This window comes from Leucobacter sp. 7(1), from assembly GCF_900163635.1.
GTDB lineage: Bacteria > Actinomycetota > Actinomycetes > Actinomycetales > Microbacteriaceae > Leucobacter.
On the sequence record NZ_FUID01000029.1, the window covers coordinates 1 to 20,735 of the forward strand.

The 20,735-nt window shown below is 64.3% G+C and carries 19 protein-coding genes and 1 pseudogene; 4 read left to right on the forward strand and 16 right to left on the reverse strand.

Features of this window, described 5'->3' with window-relative positions; translation table 11 throughout:
- Window positions 1-56: 56 nt before the first annotated feature.
- Window positions 57-710 carry a TrmH family RNA methyltransferase gene (locus FM113_RS06900; RefSeq protein WP_087012897.1) on the reverse strand — a complete coding sequence of 218 codons (654 nt, stop codon included), beginning with the start codon at window positions 708-710 and terminating at the stop codon, window positions 57-59.
- Between the two features lie 95 nt (window positions 711-805).
- On the opposite strand from FM113_RS06900, the gene FM113_RS06905 reads away from it, so the two are divergent.
- Window positions 806-1,219 carry a DUF1801 domain-containing protein gene (locus FM113_RS06905; protein WP_087012898.1) on the forward strand — a complete coding sequence of 138 codons (414 nt, stop codon included), beginning with the start codon at window positions 806-808 and terminating at the stop codon, window positions 1,217-1,219.
- On the opposite strand, the gene FM113_RS06910 is transcribed toward FM113_RS06905, so the two are convergent.
- From FM113_RS06910 to FM113_RS06970, 13 genes and pseudogenes are all read right to left on the reverse strand, one after another.
- A complete protein-coding gene (locus FM113_RS06910; protein WP_087012900.1) occupies window positions 1,194-2,159 on the reverse strand; it encodes an aldo/keto reductase in 966 nt (321 codons plus the stop codon). The genes FM113_RS06905 and FM113_RS06910 overlap by 26 nt on opposite strands.
- 122 nt (window positions 2,160-2,281) lie before the next feature.
- Complete coding sequence (locus FM113_RS06915; RefSeq protein ID WP_087012902.1) at window positions 2,282-2,956, reverse strand: GntR family transcriptional regulator; 675 nt, start codon at window positions 2,954-2,956, stop codon at window positions 2,282-2,284.
- A 154-nt stretch (window positions 2,957-3,110) separates the two neighbouring features.
- Entirely contained in the window at window positions 3,111-3,860 is a 750-nt protein-coding gene (locus tag FM113_RS06920; RefSeq protein WP_087012904.1) for an SDR family oxidoreductase, read from the reverse strand.
- A gap of 26 nt (window positions 3,861-3,886) precedes the next feature.
- Complete coding sequence (locus FM113_RS06925) at window positions 3,887-4,645, reverse strand: SDR family NAD(P)-dependent oxidoreductase (RefSeq protein ID WP_087012906.1); 759 nt, start codon at window positions 4,643-4,645, stop codon at window positions 3,887-3,889.
- Between the two features lie 2 nt (window positions 4,646-4,647).
- Complete coding sequence (locus FM113_RS06930) at window positions 4,648-5,658, reverse strand: ABC transporter permease (RefSeq protein ID WP_087012908.1); 1,011 nt, start codon at window positions 5,656-5,658, stop codon at window positions 4,648-4,650.
- A 20-nt stretch (window positions 5,659-5,678) separates the two neighbouring features.
- Window positions 5,679-7,184 carry a sugar ABC transporter ATP-binding protein gene (locus FM113_RS06935; RefSeq protein ID WP_087012910.1) on the reverse strand — a complete coding sequence of 502 codons (1,506 nt, stop codon included), beginning with the start codon at window positions 7,182-7,184 and terminating at the stop codon, window positions 5,679-5,681.
- 3 nt (window positions 7,185-7,187) lie between these two features.
- On the reverse strand, window positions 7,188-8,354 hold the full coding sequence (locus tag FM113_RS06940; protein ID WP_087012912.1) for a sugar ABC transporter substrate-binding protein: 1,167 nt from the start codon (window positions 8,352-8,354) through the stop codon (window positions 7,188-7,190).
- A gap of 141 nt (window positions 8,355-8,495) precedes the next feature.
- The gene (locus FM113_RS06945) at window positions 8,496-9,242 is read right to left on the reverse strand and encodes an SDR family NAD(P)-dependent oxidoreductase (protein ID WP_087012914.1); all 747 of its coding nucleotides are present in this window, start codon (window positions 9,240-9,242) and stop codon (window positions 8,496-8,498) included.
- Entirely contained in the window at window positions 9,239-10,681 is a 1,443-nt protein-coding gene (locus tag FM113_RS06950; protein WP_087012916.1) for an aldehyde dehydrogenase, read from the reverse strand. The genes FM113_RS06945 and FM113_RS06950 overlap by 4 nt, the downstream gene beginning before the upstream one ends.
- 4 nt (window positions 10,682-10,685) lie before the next feature.
- Window positions 10,686-11,870 carry an iron-containing alcohol dehydrogenase family protein gene (locus tag FM113_RS06955; RefSeq protein WP_087012918.1) on the reverse strand — a complete coding sequence of 395 codons (1,185 nt, stop codon included), beginning with the start codon at window positions 11,868-11,870 and terminating at the stop codon, window positions 10,686-10,688.
- A 28-nt stretch (window positions 11,871-11,898) separates the two neighbouring features.
- A pseudogene (lhgO, locus tag FM113_RS06960) lies at window positions 11,899-12,768 on the reverse strand (L-2-hydroxyglutarate oxidase); the annotation flags it as partial.
- Between the two features lie 105 nt (window positions 12,769-12,873).
- A complete protein-coding gene (locus FM113_RS06965) occupies window positions 12,874-14,040 on the reverse strand; it encodes a zinc-binding dehydrogenase (RefSeq protein WP_140393301.1) in 1,167 nt (388 codons plus the stop codon).
- A complete protein-coding gene (locus FM113_RS06970) occupies window positions 14,037-14,810 on the reverse strand; it encodes an SDR family NAD(P)-dependent oxidoreductase (RefSeq protein ID WP_087012924.1) in 774 nt (257 codons plus the stop codon). Before FM113_RS06970 ends, FM113_RS06965 begins: the two co-directional genes overlap by 4 nt.
- Before the next feature lie 257 nt (window positions 14,811-15,067).
- Between FM113_RS06970 and FM113_RS06975 the strand changes: the two genes are divergently transcribed.
- A complete protein-coding gene (locus FM113_RS06975; protein ID WP_087012926.1) occupies window positions 15,068-16,129 on the forward strand; it encodes a zinc-binding dehydrogenase in 1,062 nt (353 codons plus the stop codon).
- A gap of 7 nt (window positions 16,130-16,136) precedes the next feature.
- On the opposite strand, the gene FM113_RS06980 is transcribed toward FM113_RS06975, so the two are convergent.
- Window positions 16,137-16,922 (reverse strand): IclR family transcriptional regulator, encoded by a 786-nt coding sequence (locus FM113_RS06980; RefSeq protein WP_087012928.1) that lies wholly within the window; start codon window positions 16,920-16,922, stop codon window positions 16,137-16,139.
- A gap of 106 nt (window positions 16,923-17,028) precedes the next feature.
- Window positions 17,029-18,786 (reverse strand): acetolactate synthase catalytic subunit, encoded by a 1,758-nt coding sequence (locus tag FM113_RS06985; RefSeq protein WP_087012930.1) that lies wholly within the window; start codon window positions 18,784-18,786, stop codon window positions 17,029-17,031.
- Between the two features lie 260 nt (window positions 18,787-19,046).
- Between FM113_RS06985 and FM113_RS06990 the strand changes: the two genes are divergently transcribed.
- Both FM113_RS06990 and FM113_RS06995 read left to right on the forward strand, forming a co-directional pair.
- A complete protein-coding gene (locus tag FM113_RS06990) occupies window positions 19,047-20,003 on the forward strand; it encodes a cyclase family protein (RefSeq protein ID WP_087012932.1) in 957 nt (318 codons plus the stop codon).
- Between the two features lie 73 nt (window positions 20,004-20,076).
- Window positions 20,077-20,604: a VOC family protein gene (locus FM113_RS06995; protein ID WP_087012934.1), complete on the forward strand. Its 528-nt coding sequence runs from the start codon at window positions 20,077-20,079 to the stop codon at window positions 20,602-20,604.
- Window positions 20,605-20,735 lie beyond the last annotated feature (131 nt).

A 20,735-nucleotide genomic window follows, 5' to 3' on the forward strand; every position in this document is an offset into this window, starting at 1 on the left:
AGTTGGAGGCCGGCCACCGATCAGCCGGCTGCTACCAACCTGATGGCCGGGTACAACTAGCGCGGCACAAGCGGAGAGTGCTGCTGCACCCAACTGAACATGGTGACCGCCGCCGCGGCCGAGGCGTTGATAGATCGGGTTGAGCCGTACTGAGTGATTTCCACGACGGCCTCGGACGCGGCGATCGCCTCGGCACTCAGGCCCGGCCCCTCCTGACCGAAAAGCATCACACAGCGCTCAGGCCAGTCGAAGGTCTCCATCGGCACGCAGCCCGGAACGTTGTCGATCGCGATGATCGGGATCCCCTCCGCGGCGGCCCAGGCCACAAGCGCGGCCACGTCTTCTCGATGTTCGACGTGCTGATAGCGGTCCGTCACCATCGCGCCTCGCTTGTTCCAGCGGCGGCGACCCACGATGTGCACGGTGTCCGCGGCGAATGCGTTGGCGCTGCGCACGATCGAGCCAATGTTCATATCGTGCTGCCAGTTTTCGATCGCGACATGGAAGCGGTGCCGGTGCTCGTCGAGATCCGCCACGATCGCTGGCATCTGCCAGTAGCGGTACCTGTCGATGACGTTACGGCTGTCCCCGTGTTCGAGGAGTTCGGGATCGTAGTGTGCATCCTCGGGCCAGGCGTCACGCCCGCCGGGCCAAGGGCCAACGCCGGCCGTTGTGTGTTCCGGGTGCGGGGTCGCGGGCGTCTCATTCACGGTTCTATTCTCGCAGGAGACGGGGACCACTCAGCCCCCTAGGATGGGGGCACGCACCGCACGGTGCCCCTGTTCCCCGAGCTAAGGAGGCCGCCGTGGCCGCGTCATCACCCGCGATGTCCCCGTCCGACATGCCCGTCCAGGAGGCGCTGGATCGCGCGACCGGCCCCCGCCGCGCGGAGGCGGACACGCTGCTTGCCCTGTTCTCCGAACTGATCGACGCGCCTCCCGTGGTGTGGGCCGGCCGGATCATCGGGTTCGGGGAGTTCGAGTACCTGTACGAGAGCGGGCACGGTGGGCGCGCCCCCGTGCTCGCGTTTGCGCCGGGTCCGCGGCAGCACACGATCTATCTCGTGAACGACTTCGCCGAGCGCTGGCCCGAGCTCATGGCTGAGCTCGGGCCGCACCGCGCAAGCAAGGTGTGTCTCTATCTCACACGGCTCGACAAGGTCGACCTGGGGGTGCTGCGGAAGCTGCTTGAGCTTACGCTGGCTGAGACGCCGCACTGAGTCGCGCGAGCTCGTCCGCGCCCAGCTTCACGGTGAGGGTGGCCAGGAGGGCGTCCAGTTGCCCGGTGGTGCGTGCGCTCGCCAGTGGCGCGGTGACGGTGGGCTGCTGTTGCAGCCAGGCCAGCGCGACTGTCGCGACTTCGAGTCCACGATCCTGCGCGATCTCGTCGAGTGCTCCCAGCACCGCACGGCCGCGCTCGTCCAGATATGCGATCGCGCCCTCTGCCCGGGCACTCGCCCCCGGCACCGTGGCGTCGGCGCCACTCCGATACTTCCCCGCGAGGAACCCCTTCGCGAGCGAAAAGTATGGGAAAACGGCCAGATCCTCGGCCAGAGCGACCTCGCGCAGGCCGTTCGTCTCGAACTCCCGCTCGACAAGGTTGTAGTGCGGCTGCAGGGCGACGGGCAGGTGGTAGCCCTCCGCCCGGGCGATACGGAACCACTCGGCGACGCGTGCAGCCGTGAAGTTCGACACCCCGATCGCGCGGATCTTGCCCGCATCCACGAGCCCGGAGAACGCGGCCACGGTCTCCTCGAGCGGCGTCTCGGGATCGTCGAAGTGCGCGTAGTACAGGTCGATCTGCTCGGTGCCCAACCGGGCGAGGGACGCGTCCGCGGCCGCCCGAACGTTTGCGGCGGCAAGCCCGGAGAACTCCGGGTGCGTGGACACCTTTGTCGCGATCACGACGCGGTCGCGAGCCCCCCGTGCGGCGAGCCAGTCGCCGATGATTGTCTCCGATTCTCCGCCAGCGTGGCCGGGCACCCAGTGCGAGTACCCATCAGCTGTATCGACGAAATTGCCGCCGCCCGCGGTAAAGGTGTCGAGCACCGCAAACGATTCCGCGCGATCAGCGGTCCATCCGAATACGTTGCCGCCCAGCGCCAGCGGCGCGATTTCGAGGGTGGACTTGCCGATCCGGCGGGATGGGATGAGAGTCACAGCGGCACTCCTTCGTGAGGTGATGGGTTCTTGAGCGAGAACGCGGAACTCCAGACCGGCATTCCTTCCGGCGTGGAGGAGTCTTTTGCTTTGGGGACTCTCGCCGTTTTGCCCGCGGTGGCCTAGTGTTCCAAAGACGACGCCGAGCCGTCAAGATCGAAGATTTCGGGCCGTGTCACGAGTGATTTCCTCGTCCGTCGAATATGGGAAGCAATGGCTTCTCCCGCGTCAGCGGAATCCAGTCGGCGCAATGATTCGATAATGAGCAGGTGCTCGGAATGGGTGAGGTGCTGGGCTGTCCCATCCTGGTGTTGCACAAACTCTCTGCGATACGCCTGGGTGACGTTCCACAGCCGTTTCACCATGCTAAGAAGGAAGCTCGGCTCCGCGCCGGAATAGGTCAGCCAGTGAAACTCCCAATCGAGACGCATGAACTCGTTCGGGCTGTCACGAGCCGCGATCATCTGTGCGTTGAGTTCTTCGAGCCGGTCAAACACGGAGTCATCGAGATTCTGCATACTGTTGCGAAGCAGTAGCGGCTCCACCCGCTCTCGAATCTCGTAGATCTCAATACACTCGTCTTGAGTGAGCGCAGTGACCCACGCTCCCGTATTTTGCACAAGCGTGACGAGTCCCTCACGTTCGAGCATGTGCAGGGCTTCTCGCACAGGCACGCGACTGACCCCGTACTCCTCGGCCAGTGCTTCCTGTCGAATCCGCTGCCCCGGAAGCAATTCCCCATCCAAGATCGAGGCGATCAACATATCTCGGATCCTACGGCTTGCACCACTGGTCATGTGAGGGCCCTTCCCGGCTCGAAATTTCAATGCCTCATTGAGTGGCCCGGACTGGGACGTACATCACGTGTCCACTTCGCATCCAATGCTACCGAACGCCTCCACGGTCCAGGCTTCTTCAGAGCGGAGATGCACGGACCGTGGAGTTGTTGCGTCAGCCCGCCATGAAGAGTCCACCATTCACGTGGATAACTTCTCCGTGTACAAAACTCGCGGCGTCACTCAGAAGGAACGCGATCACGCTTGCCGTTTCTTCGGGTGCCCCATTTCGGCCCAGCGGCGTCTGCGCGAGCAGCACATCGCCCTTTTGTGCACGGATTCCCTCGGTCATGGAGGTCTCAATAATCCCTGGGGAAACCGCGTTCGCGCGGATACCGCGCGACCCGAATTCCAGCGCGAGGTTCCGCGTGAGCGCAATGATTCCGGCTTTCGCCACTGAATAGTGTGCATGGCTCAGGCTTCCGCGGTGACCAGCGACCGATGCCAGGTTCACAATCGAGCCCCCCGACCTCATGATCGGGATCATGCGCTGTGTCAGCAGGAAGATTCCGTCGAGATTGATCGACATTACCTGTCGCCACTGCGCAAAGGTCATGTCGGCAAGCATTGCGGTCGGATAGATACCCGCGGAGGGAACCAGGAAATCGAGCTCTCCAAACTCCGAACGGACTCGTTCAATGAGCGAGTCAATGCTCTCGGGATCGGAAGAGTCGACCTGAACCGCGATACTTCGCCCGGGACCGGTCAGTTCTGCGGCTTTTGCGGTCACCCCCGCGAGGTCAATATCCGCAAGTATCAGATCTGCCCCCGACGCATGTAGCAAGTCCGCCAAGACACCGCCGATACCGCCCGCAGCTCCTGTGATCAATGCTACTTTTCCAGTGAAATCAAACGTCGTATTCATTGTGAATCCCGCCTATCAATGTCTGTCTAGTACCAGTTGCCGTCGATAGTGAGCCCACCGTCAGCCACTAGCGAATGCCCCGTTACGAATGATGCATCCGGGGACAAGAGAAACGAAACCACGGCGGCGATTTCTTGCGGGTCAGCGAATCGGGCAAGCGGCGTGCGTGACACGATTGGTTCGTCGTTGAGTTTTCCCTCCGCGATGAGCGCATCGGTGAGGGCGGTTCGAACATAGCCGGGTGCTACAGCGTTCACCCGGATACCATCAGGAGCCCATTCAACGGCAGTCGAACGCGTAAAGCCTTCAATGGCGGACTTCGCTGAGCAGTAGCTTGCTCGCTGCGGCATGCCGTTCTTCGCGGCAACCGATGAGATATTGACGATCGCGCCTCGCGAGGCACTGAGAAGCGAGTGAGCCGCCCGCGAGGCACGGAGCACCCCGCCAAGATGAATGCTCATCAAGAATTCGAAGTCCGCGTCCGAGGTTTCAGCTGTGGGCGACGGTCGTCCGATCCCGGCGCCGTTCATCAGGCCGTCCAGACGGCCCTCCCGCTGAACGATCGAAGCGAACGCCGCGTCGACACTCTCCTGTTTCGTTACATCCGTCCGAATCCCACGCGCATTCTCGGCCCCGAGTTGACTTATCGCGGCGACGATGTTCTCGTCGCTCAGGTCCAGCAGCACGGCGAACCCTCCGTCCGCGACCCACCGTTCAGCGACGGCAAGCCCTATGCCAGAGGCTCCGCCCGTGATCGCGACTACGCGACGCTCCAAGATTCCCATAGTTACATTGCCCTTTCTTTACGGAGGTAACGGGTCGCGGCCACAGCAAGCACGAGCACCACACCGGTGAATACATACTCGACAAAGAACGGGAGCCCCAGCAGGTTCAGCCCGTAGATCCCTGTGGCGATCACGAACACCGCGAAAATGGTGCCGAGAATGTTGTAGGTTCCCGGACGGAACGCGGTCGCCCCGAGGAACGCTGCGGCGAACCCCGGCAGCAGGAAGGACCCGCCAACCGTCGGGTTTCCGGACCCGAGCTTTGCCGACAGGATCACGCCGGCAAGGCCAGAGAGCAGCCCCGCGAGCACGAACGCCATGACGGTCAGCCGGCCGACGTTGAGGCCCGACAGGCGGGCGGCCTCCTTCGAGCCACCGACCGCGTAGAGCTTGCGTCCGAACGGCGTCTGGTCAAGCAGGTACCACATGATCAAGACGACGACGATGAGGAAGATCACGGGAAGCGGGATGCCCAGCACGGCACCGTTTCCGAGCGCGATCAGCTCCTCGGGAACGCCCTGGTAGATCACGTTCCCGTTGGTGTACCAGAGCACGGCACCTGTCAAGATCGATTGTACGCCCAGTGTCGTCACAAATGCGTTTACCCCGACCTTGGATACCAGGATGCCGTTCATCAGGCCCACGCCACCGGAAACTGCGACACTCAGAATGATGGCCAACCAGACGGGAACGCCGTTGAACGCGGTCAGGCCGACCACCATTATCGCGCCGAGCCCCAGGTTGGCACCCACCGACAGGTCGAACTCGCCGATCACCAACGGCACAACAACACCGATCGCGAGAATGCCGGCGACCGACTGGTTAATCGCAATGGTCTGCAGCGTGTCCCAGGTCAAGAAGGTCTCCGGGCGTAGACTCCCGAAGATGATGATCTCGATGAGGAGAATGACGGGCAGGCCGTACTTTGCGACCATGATCCCCACGGGAACCTTCTTCTTGCCCGGGGAGGTGGAAATACTCACGGTCCCGTTGTTGAGATGCTTATCGCTCACGGTTGATGTTCCTTCGATGCTTAGTAGGTCAGCTCGCTGATGCGGGCGCGGTTCATATCTGCGCCGGTGAGTTCCGCGTAGACGCGGCCCTCGCGCATGACCAAGATGCGGTGACAGAGCCGCGCGATGTCGTCCAGCTCGGTGCTGACGATCATCACCGCGGCTCCGGCCGCGGCGGTGCGGCCGATAACGTTGTATACCTCAGTCTTCGCTCCGATATCGACGCCCTGCACTGGCTCATCAAAGATCACGAACTTGGGATCGAGGTTGAGCCACTTCGCCAACACCACCTTTTGCGCGTTGCCGCCGGAGAGGCTGTAGATCGGGCGATCCGGATCGTTCGGACGCACGTTGAGTGCGTTGAACATGTCACGGGCGTACTCGGTCTCTTCCGCACGCCGCCGCCACCCACCACGGAAGAATCTCCGCAGGTCAGTGATCATCGCGTTGTCAGTGAGCGACAGCGGCCGGAAGATTCCCTCCCGTTGCCGGTCCCCCGGCACATACGAAACCCCACGGTCCATCGCCGTTCTGGGGCTCTTCAGCTTCGTAGCGTCGCCGCCGATGGCGAGCGACCCCTGCTGCTGTGGAAGCGCCCCAAACAGCAGCTTCCCGAGATCACCGGCGCCGGAGCCCAGGAGGCCGGTGACGCCGACGATCTCGCCCGCCCGGATCTCGCCGCTCGCTTCCTGTACGAGGCCTCCGGTAAGTCCCTCAAACCGCACGACAACCTGGTCTGCGCGAACCGTTGCCGGGTCGGCTGGCGTAAACGGGATCAGCGAGTCTCCCACGATCAGCTCGACCAGGGCGTCATAGTCCAGGTCCGCGACATCGTGGGTACCGACGTTGCGACCGTCGCGTATTGCTGTGACCCGGTCACAGAGCTGAAAGATCTCTTCCAGCCGGTGCGAGACGTAGATGATACCCACCCCGCTCGCGGCCAACGCGCGGACCGATTCCAACAGTCGCTCGACCTCAGCGTGCGGCATCGAGGCCGTCGGCTCGTCGAGCACGATCACGTGCGCCTCGTCATTGTCCGCCAGTGCACGCGCCACCGCCACGATGGTCTGGGTCGCGAGCGGCAGGTTTCCCAGGCGCTCGTTCGGGTCGATCTCGCCGTGGCCAAATCGCACCAGCAACTCACGCGCGGCTTGCTGCTCGCGCTTCCAGTTGATGCCACCGATCGCGTTGGTGTGGAATCCCCGCGGGAGCGCAAGGTTTTCCGCCACCGTCAGATCGGCAACCAGCCCGAGGTCCTGGTGGATAAAGGCGATTCCGTGTTTTCGCGCCACCGGAGGGGCGTAGGGGGCCGTGAGCGTCACTCCATTCACGATGATCTCCGCGCCTGGGTCAGGCTCGTGATACCCGGAGAGGCTCTTAATGAAGGTTGACTTCCCGGACCCGTTCTCGCCGACGAGGGCGTGAATCTGCCCCCGTTCGACCTCAATATGGAAGTCCTGCAGCGCCCGCTGCCCGGGGAAGGTCTTCGAGAGATTGCGGATTGACAGCGCGGCCCCCTCGCCCATGGGCTAGTTCACCCCCCAGATGGCCTTGTAGTCCGCCTCAACGTCGACGTCGCCGTCCCAGGCTCCGCCGTCGGCCGGGAGATTGTCTGACATCAGGAGCTTGAACTTCATGCCCTGATCGACCACCTCTTCGCCCGACCACACGCGATTGAAGTTGTCGATGATGCCAAATCCAATCCACGCCATCGCAGACCCGGCGGTGGCGATCTGTCCCCGCCCATCGGAGATGCGCTGCAGATTCGCGACGTTCGCGTCGAAGCCGTAGGCGTCGATCTCGAGCCCGGCTTCTTCCAGGCCCTGAATGCCGAAGTTGGCGCCGGCATCGTACCCAAACCACAGCGCGTCGGCCTCGGGGTTGGAACGCACCATCGCTGCGGTCTGCCCCGGCAGGCTCTTCACCAGGTCCGTCACGAGGAAATTCTCCTCGGCAAGCACCTCGCACCCGCCGCCAGCGGCCTGGCAGTCATCGATAAAGGCCTGTGTCCCGGCGAGACGCTCGCGAATCGAGCCGAACTCGGTTCCGGTGAGCATCGCGACCTTCATGTCCGCGCCGTGGTCGAGAAACATCTTCGCGCCCATGGCATAGCCGGCGTTGAAGAAGTCCTCGGGGAACAGCGGCACGTTGGTGGTCAACAGCGCGGGATCCGCATCCGAGGCGGCAAAGTTCCCCACGAGCACGTCGGCGTCGATGGCCTTCTTCACCGCGGCCTGGACGGACTGCACGTCGACAGCCGTCAGCACGATGGCGTCGTACCCGGTAGCCACGGCCTGGTCGATCAGTGCAGCGGTCTTGGAGGGGTCACCGCCCGGATCCAAAATGTCGGCGGTCCACCCCGCGGCCTGCGCAGCGTGCACGGCACCGTCCGCCGGACGCGAGCAGCCTTCGGCGGCCATTGAACACGGAATCACCGCGATCTTTTTGCCAGCGACGATCTCCGGGCCAGTCGTCGGTGCGGTCTTGGCCTGCTCCGCGGAGGCCTCAGTCACAATGTTCTCCGCGTACTCGGTGAACTCCTGAATGTCCGTCGGGGCGCCGCGGTCCGAGCCGCCCGCGTCAGCCCCTCCAGCGGGGGCACCGGTCGTGGGGCCAGCACAGCCCGAAAGCAGCAGCGCCGCTGTCGCGGCCAGGCCCAGCAGGGCGCCGGCCGTTTTCTGTCGAGTGAATGTCATGGGTTTCTCCTCAATCTTCTTTGACGGGGTGGACGGCGCCGCGCATTCAAGCGGCCCAGCACGAGCCTATTGGATACAATACATATAAATAGTACCTGTATCCAATTTGTTACGAGAAGCCTAGTTCTGCCGATTTGGCACCTAGGCTGCGAGCCACCCCCCGTCCGCGTTGATCGCCTCACCGGTCACGAACGCGGAGTCCTCGCTCAGCAGAAATGCGACGACCGAAGCAATCTCGGCCGGGGTGCCGAGTCGCCCCAGCGGAGTCCTGCCGCGCACCCGCGCCCGCTGCTGCGAGTCGGCGAGGAGGTCCGCGGTGAGGTGGGTTTCGACGTATCCCGGGTTCACCGCGTTCACCCGAATCCCCGCCGCAGCGAGCTCGACCGCGAGCCCTCGAACCACCCCCATTACCCCGCTCTTCGCCGCGGTATATGGTGCAGCCTGGGAAATCGCGATGGTGCTTCCGAGGGAACCAATGAACACGTGACTCCCCCCGCGCCCGCCATCGACCTGGGCCCGGGCAAGCGCGGTGCTCAGCAGGAACGGCACCACAAGGTGGAGCCGCAGCATGCCCAGCAGCTCGGCTTCCGACACCGCAATGGCGGGCTTGCGCAGCTGCGCCCCCGCCGCGTGAACGACGCCACAGAGGGGGCCACCCCCCGCCTCAACCCCCGTGATGAGATCATCAAAATCCTGCGGGCCAGAAAGGTCGTGGGGGAGGATGCGGCAGCGATCAGCACCGTACCCTCCCTCCGACCTAAACTCTGACATTGAATCCGAAGTGCGCGCGAGCAGAGTCACCGCGGCACCGTCACGAAGCAGCCGCTCAGCAACAGCGCGGCCCAATCCGCGGCTCGCCCCGGTAATAAGAACGTGAGGTCGGCTCATGCGGCGCGCACCGCCGCGGTCTTGACCCGGCGGTAGAAGCTCAGTGCTTCCACGCCCTGCTCCTTGTACCCAGATCCCGAAAGCTTGAAGCCGCCGAACGGGTGGTGGATATCCCACCCCGATGTGGGAAGGTTCACCGCAACCTGCCCGGTGTCAGCGGCAGCGATGAACCGCTCCGCCGAGTCCAGCGAACGCGTAAAGACTCCCGCGGCCAGCCCGTAGCTGGAGGCATTGACCTGGCGGAGGGCATCCTCGAGCCCATCACATTCACGCACCGCGATCACCGGGCCAAAGATCTCGTCCCGCCACGCGGGCGATTCCTCTGCAACGCCCGTGAGCACCGTCGGGAGCACGAAGCATCCCCCGGCAAGGTCACCCCCCGGAGCGCGGCCACCCACAATCGCCTCAGCGCCGTCGCTCTTCGCACGTTCAATGACGGCGAGCACCGCGTCACGGTGTCGAGCGTGAATGAGCGCCCCCACCTGGGTTCCGTCGGTGATCCCGTTCCCCACCACGAGTGCCTCGACCCGGCTCCGCAACCGCTCCAGAAACTCCGCACGCACGGGCCGGTCGACCAGCACACGGCTCGTCGCAGTGCACCGCTGTCCTGCCCCGCCGAAGGCGGCCGCCACGATGGTGTCCGCGGCAAGGTCGAGGTCGGCGTCAGCGAGCACCACCGACGCGTTCTTCCCACCCATCTCTGTTTGTACCCGAACGTTCCGCCCGGCCAGCGTCCGTTGAATCTGGAGTCCAACCTCGGTACTGCCGGTAAAACTCACGCCAGCGACAAGATCGTGGGCGAGCAAGCTGTCAACGATGGTGCCACCGCGCCCGGTGACCACTTGGAGCACCGTCGGAGGCATCCCCGCATCCACCAGGGCGCGCGCAAGCTCAAGCGCAATGAGTGGCGTGTCTGAGGCCGGCTTGAGGACGACCGCATTCCCCGAGGTCAATGCAGGCGCGAGTTTCCTGCACGGTGTGAGCAGCGCATCGTTCCAGGGCGTAATGGCGAGTACCACCCCAATCGGCTCGTAGATCGCCCGCGTTTGGGTGCGCACTCGACCGTCTGCAAGAAGGTATCCCTGCGGATCGCGCCCCATCGCAGCGTAGTACTCCAGGAATTCCGCGGACTTTGCGACCTCCCCCCTCGCCTCGGCAAGCGTCTTGCCGTTTTCGCTGACAATCGTCCGCGCGAGCTGTTCTGCCCGCTCACGCAGAAGAGCCGCCGCCGCGAGCATGACCTCCATTCGCTTCAGAGGTGAGGTCTGACGCCAGACAGTTGCACCCCGCTGCGCCGCCCCATACACCGCTGAGACAACCTCAGCTCCCAGGTTTGGGACACTTCCAATCCGTTCGCCCGTTGCCGGGTTCAGTACCTCGATTCGATCGTCGCCCCCGACCCAGGCTCCGCCAATCCATGCGTCGCACTCGTTCGCCATGTGCTTAAGCTCCTTCTTCTCGCATCGCGGCCCAGGCGGCAGCGACGTCTCCGGTGTGCATGTGTTCCAAGAGCCGCGTGAGCCGCTCTGTGGTTATTTCCACCGGGTTGTTCGGCCGGGGGAAGCTCTCGATCACCTCAGCCACGAGTTCAGGGATCCGCGCGGGATCGAGCCCGGTTGCCGCCATGCTCGTGGGCAGCGCGACCTCGCCCGTGAGGGTCGCGATTTCCTGTGACAGTTGCTCCAGGTCGGCGTCGGGATCCCCCGTCACAAGCTCAGCAATCTTCCGGTTGAGTTCGGGTTCAACCGCACTGTTGTACGCCATGGTGTACGGCAGCGCGAGGGCGCACCCTGAGCCATGAGAGAGGCCCTGCCTGGACGCGACAACGTAGCTCAGCGAGTGCCCCAGAACCACCCCCGCGTTCAGCGCTAGTCCCCCCAGGTAGGCCGCATAGAGCAGATCGCCCTTCGCTGCAGCGTCCCCATCCAGCGCTGCCGCACGCAGCCGCGCGAAGATAATCCGCGCGGCTTCGCCCCCCACGAGCATCGTGAACGCGTTGCGATTGGTGGACTGCATCGACTCAATCGCGTGCGCCAGGGCATCAAGCGCGGTGGCGGCCACGACGGGCCCGGGCAGATTCGCGACCAGGTCGGGATCGAGCGCGGCAACGACCGGCAAGAACTGTCGGCACACCACCGCCCGCTTCATCCCCTGCACCGAGAACATCGCGACGCGCGTTGCCTCCGACCCGGTGCCCACCGTCGTGGGGACCAGCGCCATCGGGAGGAAACCCGGCAGCGACGGGATCGCACCGACGAGCTCCGAGAGCTGCTGCCCCGATACGGTCAGGTAGTTCACCAGTTTCGCGGAGTCGAGCGCGCTGCCGCCCCCCACCCCCACGATGGCCTGCGGCGCGAACGCCCGCGCCGCAGCGGTGGCCCGCTCGACGATGTCATCATTGGGCTCGCCCGCGATGTGCGCGAACACCTCGTACTCGTGCCCCTGCTCGGTGAGGCCTCGCTTCAGCGCCTCCAGGCCGCCCAGCTCCTCAACGACCTGGTCCGCAACGACGAAGACGCGGCCGGGCGTGACCCCCCACTCGCGGAGGACACGACCGACTTCGGCACTCGCGCCGGCACGGTACATCAGTTGGCGCGGCGAAAAAAACTCTTCAAATTCTGGATACATCTACGTTTCCTTTCGGCAAATTTCTGGCTTACTCTCGGGCTTCCGGTGGTCCCAGATGCGTTTCACACCGGTCGACAAGCTCCCGCGCGAGCGCAAAGCTGCTCGTTGCCGCGGGAGACGGCGCGTTCCGCACGTGTGTTGCACCGGGCACGTCGGAGATGACGAAGTCGTCCACGAGGGTGCCGTCACGATCAACGGCTTGGGCGCGGACGCCGGCAGCGCCCGCGCGCGCGAGGGCGCGGTGCCGGATCTCAGGAATGAACTCTGCCGCCGCGTTCTTCATCGCCGTGCGGCTCAGAAGAAACCGCAGTTCAGTGATCGCGGTCCGCCAGAACTGCTTCGCCACACGCCAGGTCCCGGGCCACGTTGCCAGCGACCAGAGATCCCTGAGCTTGACGCGGCTCAGTGTGTACGCGTCCTTCGCTCCCGCGACGAAGGCGGTCGGGCCAATCGAGATCTCACCGGAGATGTGCCTGGTGATGTGAACGCCAAGGAACGGGAGATCCGGATCGGGGACGGGATAGACCATGCCGCGGACCACGGGGGGCTGATCGCTTGCTGCGAGGTGCACATACGCGCCCCGGAACGGGATGATGCGCGGGTTGTCGTCGGCCCCTGAGCGCTTCGCGAGCTCGTCTGACCAGAGCCCTGCGCAGGTGACCACCCAGCCTGCAGTCATCTCGCCCCGGTCAGTGCTGACCACTGACTGGTCACCAACTCGGGTGATGCTGCGGGCCTCGGTCTCCAGCAGTACGGTCGCACCCGCGTCTCGGAGTTCCCGCTCGAGGCTGCGGCAGACCTCCGCGTAATCAACGATGCCCGTGTGGGGGGAGTGTAGTGCGGCGAGCCCAACGCACAGTGGCTCGACCTCGGCGATCTCCGCCCCAGTGAGCCAGCACCCACGACCGCCACGTCGAACCGGCCCTGCGGGGCCGCTCGGAGTTGTTCCACGGTGTTCCTTTCCTCGAGGTTAGGGGGGGTAGCCCTGTCGGGACCGCCCCGGCTACAGTTCGAGCACGACCCTGGCCGGCCGGGGCTCCGCCGTAGCGAACAGCTCAAATGCGCGCTCGGCTTCGGCGAGCGGCAGGCTGACGGTGATCGATTCAGACAGGTCGAGCTCGCCGTCCACCACCAGGGCAATGACGCTCTCGATATCCGCATCGGTGTACGTGTAGATCCCACGCACCTGAAGCGAGCGGCGCACAAACACGCTCGGATCGGGCAGCTGTACTGGGGTGGCACCGATGCCGATCACGGAACAGCTGCCGCTGGGCCGGAGAAGCTGGAGCGCGAGATGGAGCGTCGCCTCGCTGCCCACGCAATCGACCGCGTGCGCAAATCCGAGGGGCGACCCCAACCGAGCGACGAGCTCGAGGTGCTCTTGGCGCGCGACGTAGCGATCCAGCTCCTCCGGCGCGTACGCGCTGACCGCCCCGGCCGCGACCGCTCTCGCACGCGCCTGCTCGCTCGGGTCCACCGCGACCGCGCGAAACCCGAGCTGCGTGGCGACTCGAACCACCTGCAAGCCGAGGCCGCCGGCCCCGAGCACGAGGATCAGGGCACCCGGTTCCGCTCCGAGGGCTCTGAGTGCGTGATGGGCGGTGCCCGCAGACTCAATCATCGCGATTTCTGCGTACGTGATCGGGGCATCGGCCGTCTCCGTCCCCGCCCGACCCCGCGCGTTGCCGCTCCGGCGCGGGACAAGGGTGAGGTTGCGCACGGGCGCCAGGGCGTACTCCGCCATGCCGCCGTCGAACGCGATCCCGAGCAAGCCACGTCCCGGGCAGAAGTTCCGCTCGCCAGCCGCACAGAATTCGCACGCCTCGCAACCCACGATGGGATTCACGAACACGCGGTCGCCGACACAGAGACCAGTCGATTGGTCTGTCGCGGACAGTTCCACGACGTCCCCTGCCAGTTCGTGCCCGAGCGTAATTGGCGTGAAGCCCACCGTGGTATGGCCCTCGCGGATGTGGACATCCGAGCCGCAAATGGCCGCGGCCCGCACCCGCACGAGTGCCCAACCTGGCCTCGCGCGTGGCCTCGGCAACGCCGTGATTTCGAGCGGCAGCCCGACCCCGAAGAAGCGAACGGCCTGCATGGTGTCGGGTAGACCGGACTCCGCGTTCGCTCGCGGCGAATCCACGGTGCCGGGGGTTGTTGGCGTCACGAGAACGGCCGCAGATCTGGGTACCCGGTGATCTCCCAGCCACCGTCAACAATGAGCCCGGTGCCGGTCACGTACGACGCCTCCGGACCCGCGAGAAAGAGCGCCGCCTGCGCGACCTCCAGCGGAAGACCGGGTCGCCCGAGCGGGATTCTGGGCAACCAGCTGTCCATCAGCGGCGCGTTCAGGAGCCGCCGCTGAGTGAGCGGTGTATCAATCAGTCCGGGCAGCACCGCGTTTACGCGGATCCCCCACTCAGCGAGTTCAAGCGCGGCGCTCTTGGTGAACATCTCCACCCCGGCCTTCGCCGAGGAGTACGCGGCCCCGGTGTGCATGGGCATGCGTGCGTTGAGCGAAGACATATTGACGATCGCCCCTCCGCCCCGTTCGCGCATGACGCGCGCCTCGTGCTTCACACTGAGGAAGACCCCGCGCAGCACCACAGCGTTGTTCAGATCCCACTGCTCAGCGGGAAGGTCCACGATCATTGCGCCGCGGGACACCCCGGCGATGTTGAACGCGCAGTCCAGGTGCCCAAAGTGGCCCACCCCGGCTTCAAGCCCGGCCTCGATCGTCGACTCGTCGGTCACGTCGATCTCCACCGGGAACACCCGGTCGCCGTGCGCCTCGACCAGCGGTGATAGGGCGTCCGCGGACAGATCCGACGCAATCACGGAAGCCCCCCGTTCGAGCAGCAGTTCCGTGATGGCCGCACCAATCCCGGACGCGGCACCGGTCACGAAGGCCACCTTGCCCAAATAGTCCATACCCATGCTCAGTTCCTCTCCTCAACCTCACTGTCGAGCACAGGAATGCGTGGGAACTCCTGCACAGGAACGGCCAAGGGTCTGCGTCTCCCTCGACTGCGCACCAAGCATTACATTATTCATAATGTATTTCAAACACTTTATTTGAAATTGGCTTCGCATAAATGAATGTCGAAAATTCTGGCGCGGGAGAGCTCCTTTCGGGCAGAATGGGGCACAACTCAGACGCCAATGACGATGTTGATGCTTAGGAGTGAGCGCATATGTGGGCAGCAAGGTTTCACGGGGTCGATCGTGGCGTGAGCCTCGACGAGGTGCCAGTACCCTCCCCGGGTGCCGGCGAAGCCCTCCTCCGCGTCCACGTCGTCGCCCTGTGCGGATCCGACCTGCATATATTGAATGGCCACACCCCGGTCTCACACCAGCCCATCACTCTGGGCCATGAGATCTGCGCTGAGGTGGTCGAGCTGCCGGAACAGGGGAACCGCCGCGACGCATCTGACACCGGGGTGCGAGTGGGGGACCGGGTGTTCGTGAATCCCATTGTGGGGTGCGGGGCGTGCGAGCACTGCGAGTTGGCGGAGCCCAATCTCTGCCCCGGGAAGCGCATCCTAGGTATCCACAGGGACGGCGGCCTCGCTGAGTTCTGCGTCGCTCCGGTCACCCATCTCACGCCGATACCGCCCGGTATCGCCGCCGCGGAAATCGCGATGATCGAGTCAGCCGGAACGGCGAACCACGCCCTCCGATCGCTCGGCCTCGACGGCCACGATCACCCCACGATCGCCCTGATCGGCGCTGGCGGGCTGGGTAGTCAAGTGCTTGCACTTGCCGTGGCACGGGGCATGCGGGTCTTCGCTCTCGATACTCAGGACCAGGCGCTTGCCCGCGCTCGCCGGGCCGGCGCTCGGGGCACGCTCAACTCGGCGCAGCACCCCGACCCGCTTGCGGCGCTCCGCGACCTCGCAGGCGGGCCGGTGGACGGCGTGGTCGACTGCGTCGGGTTTCCCAGTACCGTCGAGCTCGGGCTCTCGGCCCTCAAGCCTGGTCGAACCCTGTCGATCGTGGGCATCGGAAGCGAAGCACTCCAGACGACGGCACCCGCGCACTTCATCCGCCGCTCTCTTCGGATCGCGGCGATCTATGCCTATACCCCGCTGGACATCGGGGAGGTGAGCCAAGCCGTGGCGGCTCGCTCAGTTGCCCTCAGCGACCCTGGGAATCCCTGCGTCCCGCTCGACCAGATCCACGCGGCGCTCGCCCTCTTCGCGGACAAGCGCCGCGCGCCCGCACGAGTGCTCATCACGATGCCGGGAGCGCGGTAGCGACGGTCTAGGCCATGCGCCCGAGCACCAGGCTCGCCTCCTGAGCGCTCTCCAAGACGGCCTGCAAGATACGGTCCTGCTGGGACCCCCAGCGATCCTTCGGCGACCAGATACCGACCGCGCCCATGCACCCGCCATCTCGCGAGAAGTACGGCGCAGCAACTCCGACAATTCCGCTCTCGTATCCTTCATCGTCAATCGCCCACCCCCGCGCCTCGATCTCGCGGAGCTCCTCTTCGAGCCGGGACACCAGCACCGGCCACTGGGCTGGCGGCACGGCGCTCAGCGATCGGTCCAACATCCGTTTGCGGTCCTCGGCCCCCAAGAAGGCAAGCACGGCCTTCCCGGTCGCACGAACGTGTTCGAGGCCACTCAACCCGACATACAACCCGCCCGCCTTCACCGGTTGCGGCCCCTCAGTGAAGGCGGTCAAGATCACAGCGTCATTCACCCGCAAGGAGATGAACGCGGTCTCCTGCGAGACCTTGCTCATGTGCCGAACGATCGTGAGCATCTCTTCCTGGTTCGAGAACCCTCGCCGGTATCCTTCGTACAGAGCGGCAACGTTGTTTCCGAGGCGCATCGTCCCGTCCGCGTTGCGCTCGATATAGTCCCGCGCGAGGAGGGTGTTGTACAGGTGGTAACACGTCGTGACATTAATGCCCAGCTCGGCAGCGACATCGCGCACGGTCACACCGTCGGGACGCTCACTCACGATTTCAAGAAAACTCAGGGCGCGATCAACGGTCTGCAGCGTCGGGCGCTTACGCTCAGTGGCAGGAATGAAGGGCATGACTACACCGTATCTTGGTTACTTCGCATCTGACCATTACCTGCGAACCCATGCCGTCCGGGCTGATGAGGCAGGTCCCCCACCAGCCCAAAGCCCCCACCCGGAACTACGCTCTGCCTGCGCCGGGCCGCACTGCGGGCACGGGCGCGATCACACGATCGCCGGCGCCGTCCCAGGCGGATACCGGCGGAAAGGCATTGGGTTCGATCACGAGATCAATGAGAGTCATGCGGTCTGCAGCGAGAGCCACTGCCAAGGCGCTGTCAAGCTCTTCGGCGTGCTCGACCCTGATCGCGTTCGCCCCGCACGCGCGCGCAACCGCAACGTGGTCGACGTCTGCGAACTCGACCGCGCTTGACGTCCTCCCCCACACGAACATGTCGTAGTTCGCTTGGAACCCGAGTCGGGAATTATTGAGGAGGATCACGGTGACCGGCAGGTCCTCGCGAATTGCCGTTTCCATCTCGCTCCAACAGTGCGCGAACCCACCGTCACCGACGATCGCAATCACGCGTCGCTCCGGGAACGCGACCTTCGCGCCCAGCGCATACGGCAGCCCCCACCCCAGGCCGGCGATTCCCCGGGGCACAATGAACCGCTGCCCGGGCTGCTGTGCGGTCAAAAAGCCGGTGGCCCAGATCGAGGAGTAGCTCGCGTCGGTCACCACGATATCGTCTCCGGTGAGTTGCGCGTCGAGGGCGGCAAGCATCCGCTCCGGCCGCAACGGCGTCACATCGTTTTCGCTCATTCGGTCACGGTTGCGCTCGCGGAACGCCCGCTTCCCGGCCGCAATTCGCGCGGCAATCTTGGCGCGCTGGCCGTGCCGTTTCCCCAAGTCGCGAAGGCGAAGCTCGGCGATCAGCTCGTCAACGGTGGCCCGAACGTCACCCACGAGGCGAAGCGCTTCGTAGGTGCGGCCGGGCTCGTCGGGGCTAATATCAATCTGCAGGATTCGAGCAGCGCTCGGATACTGCGTCCACCCGTTCGTCCCGTTCTCGTTCGTGCGCGTGCCGATGAGCAGGATCAGGTCAGCCTTCGTGACCAGGTCGAGCGCGCCATGCGCTGGGCCGTACTCCCCGGCGATGTTTCCGGCGACGCCGAGCGAGAGCTCGTGAAGCTCAGACACCGAGCCTTTGCCCATGTTCGTCGTCGCAACCGGTACCGCCGCAAGCTCCTGCAGGGTGACCACCGCGTCAACCGCACCTGAGAGGTGCACCCCGCCACCCGCGATCACCACTGGCCGCTCTGCCTCCGCGAGCGCGGTCGCGGCTTCGGCAATGGCCTCGCGCTCGGCGCGCATCCGATCGAGTGGAAAGTGCCCCAGGCGATGCGTCCGCGGATGGGGGAGCGTCGCGGCGGGAAGCGTCATGAGATCGCGGGGAATCAACACCACGACCGGGCCGGGCCGACCACTCGTCGCCTCCGCAATGGCCATATCGACATAGTCGATGGCGCGCTCTGGCGTCTCAATCCGTCGCGTCCATTTTGACACCCCGGAAAACAGCGCAAAATGGTCGAGCTCTTGAAACGCGTTTCGATCCCGGTCACGCTCGGGCACATCCTGCACCAGGGCGAGGAGCGGCACCGAGGCGGCGAGGGCCTCCGCCATTGGCGCGACGAGCAGCGTCGCGGCCGGCCCATTCTGCGCGGCTACGACAGAGATGCGATTGCGCAACCGCGCCGCGGCATCGGCCATCGCGCCAGCGGCATTCTCGGTGCGGTAAAACACCTGACGAATCCCCAGGTCCTCGCCAGCCTGCACCACAGGTGCCGGGATGCTCTGACCAAAAATTTCCGTTACTCCGTGCCGCTGAAGCGCAGCGGCAATCGCCTCTGCAACAGTCTGCTGAGAATCATTGTTCATGACGTTTTCCACTCCTTTGTGCGAATTTCACCATGTTGCTTTTATATCAGTATTTGATATCTAATAAGAAAGATCAGCTTTGGCTCACTTGAGACGGAAAAACTCCCATGATTACGTAGGTGCATGAAGTGTGAATAGTGTGATTGAATACGTAAAGGAATTTCAGTGATCGCAACGAAGCCTTCGCAGCACATCCGCAGCGAGCTCGCCGCCGGTCTCTGAGTATGGTTTTGCACGATATGCATAAAGGAGAAAACGGCATGGCTGAACAGCTGCACATCAGCGAGCTTCTGAAGGGCTCCCCCAAGAACTGGGGCAAGTGGGGCGATGATGACGAGGTCGGTGGGCTGAACTACCTCACCCCGGAGGTTATCCTCAAGGGGGCCGCCTCAATCCGCTCCGGCAAGGTCTTCACCCTCGGGGTCCCTATTGGTCTCCCCGGCGGAGACCCCATTTGGCCAGGGCGGCCCCTCGCCCAGCGCTTCCAGGTCCGCGATCGCAGTGACTTCCTCAATGGCAACGGCATCGACTATGCCGGGGGGATGGAAGACTCCGACGATCACATATCAATGCCGCTTCAGGGCAGCACTCAGTATGACGCGTTAGGTCACGTCTGGTACGGCGATCACATCTGGAATGGATTTCCGGCCGAAACCACCACTGGCGGCCTCAAGAAGGCCAGCATTCTCCCCATCGCTGAAAAGGGGATCGCTGGCCGCGCCGTGCTCATCGACATGGCACGGCACCGCGGCAAGCAAGTTCTCGGTCGAGGAGAGACCTTCACACACGAGGATCTGCTTGCAGCAGCTGCGGCACAGGGAGTCACGATTCAGAAACGAGACATTCTTCTCATTCGCACAGGCTGGATCGGGTCTTTCTACTACACGCCCGCCGAGGAATTTTATCGCGACTTCCTGGAGCCTGGGCTTACTTACACCCCCGAACTCATCCAGTGGTTCCAGGACATGGAGATCCCAAACCTGTGCACTGACACCATCGCGAACGAGGTCACGGTGGAGCCGGGGTCCGGCGTCGTCCTCCCGCTGCACAGCGCACTGATGCGCAACCTCGGAGTCACCCTCGCGGAGATCCTCCTCTTGGACAAGCTCGCTGACGACTGCGCCGCCGACGGGCAGTGGGACTTCTTCTACGCGGCCGGCCCGCTCAAGGTCTATCGGGGCACTGGTGCCCCGGTAAATCCCGTGGTCATCAAGTAACCCCACCCGGCGCAGTGCCCGGGCCCTACTGGGCCCGGGCACTTTCGTTTCCCCACCACAAGAAAGCGCAATAATGGCCCTTCCAGCACTCCGCGGCACTGACCACATTGGATTCACCGTGCCGGACCTCGACGAAGCACACGATTTCTTCACCCGCATTATCGGCTGCGACCTGATCTACGCACTCGGCCCCTTCCAGTCCGAGGACGACTGGATGCAGGAACATCTCAACGTGCACCCCCGGACGGTCATGCGCCGCCTCCACTTTTACCGCTGCAAGAATGGCTCAAACTTCGAGGTGTTCGAGTACGAACCCCACGATCCGCCGCAGCAACAGCCCCGCAATAGCGACATCGGCGGACACCACCTGGGCTTCTACGTCGACGACCTCGACGAGGCCGTCGCCTACCTCCGCGCTGAGGGCATCCGCGTACTCGGCTCACCGACGGCGAGCTCCGCCCACTCCACCGGACAGCGCTGGGTGTACTTCCTCTCCCCCTGGGGCATGCAGTTCGAGCTCGTGAGCTTTCCGGAGGGCAAGCGCTACGAAGAGGAACACCCGCCCGTCAAGCTATGGGATCCAAGAGCCCCCGCGGAGTGAGAACTTTCCCGAGCTATTCCCCGAAAAGCGCTCACGCTTCGAATAGATTGGATACAATATGAGTGTCTGATCTGCCTTGACGGAGTTCTTGCGCCTCGGACACCCGGTTTCGGCGTCGAGGCCGGAGCCTC

Bases quoted from the DNA above. Each gene is read 5' to 3' on its own strand.
- FM113_RS06915 (WP_087012902.1), bottom strand. From the start codon at position 2,956: ATGACCAGTGGTGCAAGCCGTAGGATCCGAGATATGTTGATCGCCTCG.
- FM113_RS06920 (WP_087012904.1), bottom strand. From the start codon at position 3,860: ATGAATACGACGTTTGATTTCACTGGAAAAGTAGCATTGATCACAGGA.
- FM113_RS06925 (WP_087012906.1), bottom strand. From the start codon at position 4,645: ATGGGAATCTTGGAGCGTCGCGTAGTCGCGATCACGGGCGGAGCCTCT.
- FM113_RS06935 (WP_087012910.1), bottom strand. From the start codon at position 7,184: ATGGGCGAGGGGGCCGCGCTGTCAATCCGCAATCTCTCGAAGACCTTC.
- FM113_RS06940 (WP_087012912.1), bottom strand. From the start codon at position 8,354: ATGACATTCACTCGACAGAAAACGGCCGGCGCCCTGCTGGGCCTGGCC.
- FM113_RS06945 (WP_087012914.1), bottom strand. From the start codon at position 9,242: ATGAGCCGACCTCACGTTCTTATTACCGGGGCGAGCCGCGGATTGGGC.
- FM113_RS06950 (WP_087012916.1), bottom strand. From the start codon at position 10,681: ATGGCGAACGAGTGCGACGCATGGATTGGCGGAGCCTGGGTCGGGGGC.
- FM113_RS06955 (WP_087012918.1), bottom strand. From the start codon at position 11,870: ATGTATCCAGAATTTGAAGAGTTTTTTTCGCCGCGCCAACTGATGTAC.
- FM113_RS06970 (WP_087012924.1), bottom strand. From the start codon at position 14,810: ATGGGTATGGACTATTTGGGCAAGGTGGCCTTCGTGACCGGTGCCGCG.
- FM113_RS06975 (WP_087012926.1), top strand. From the start codon at position 15,068: ATGTGGGCAGCAAGGTTTCACGGGGTCGATCGTGGCGTGAGCCTCGAC.
- FM113_RS06980 (WP_087012928.1), bottom strand. From the start codon at position 16,922: ATGCCCTTCATTCCTGCCACTGAGCGTAAGCGCCCGACGCTGCAGACC.
- FM113_RS06985 (WP_087012930.1), bottom strand. From the start codon at position 18,786: ATGAACAATGATTCTCAGCAGACTGTTGCAGAGGCGATTGCCGCTGCG.
- FM113_RS06990 (WP_087012932.1), top strand. From the start codon at position 19,047: ATGGCTGAACAGCTGCACATCAGCGAGCTTCTGAAGGGCTCCCCCAAG.
- FM113_RS06995 (WP_087012934.1), top strand. From the start codon at position 20,077: ATGGCCCTTCCAGCACTCCGCGGCACTGACCACATTGGATTCACCGTG.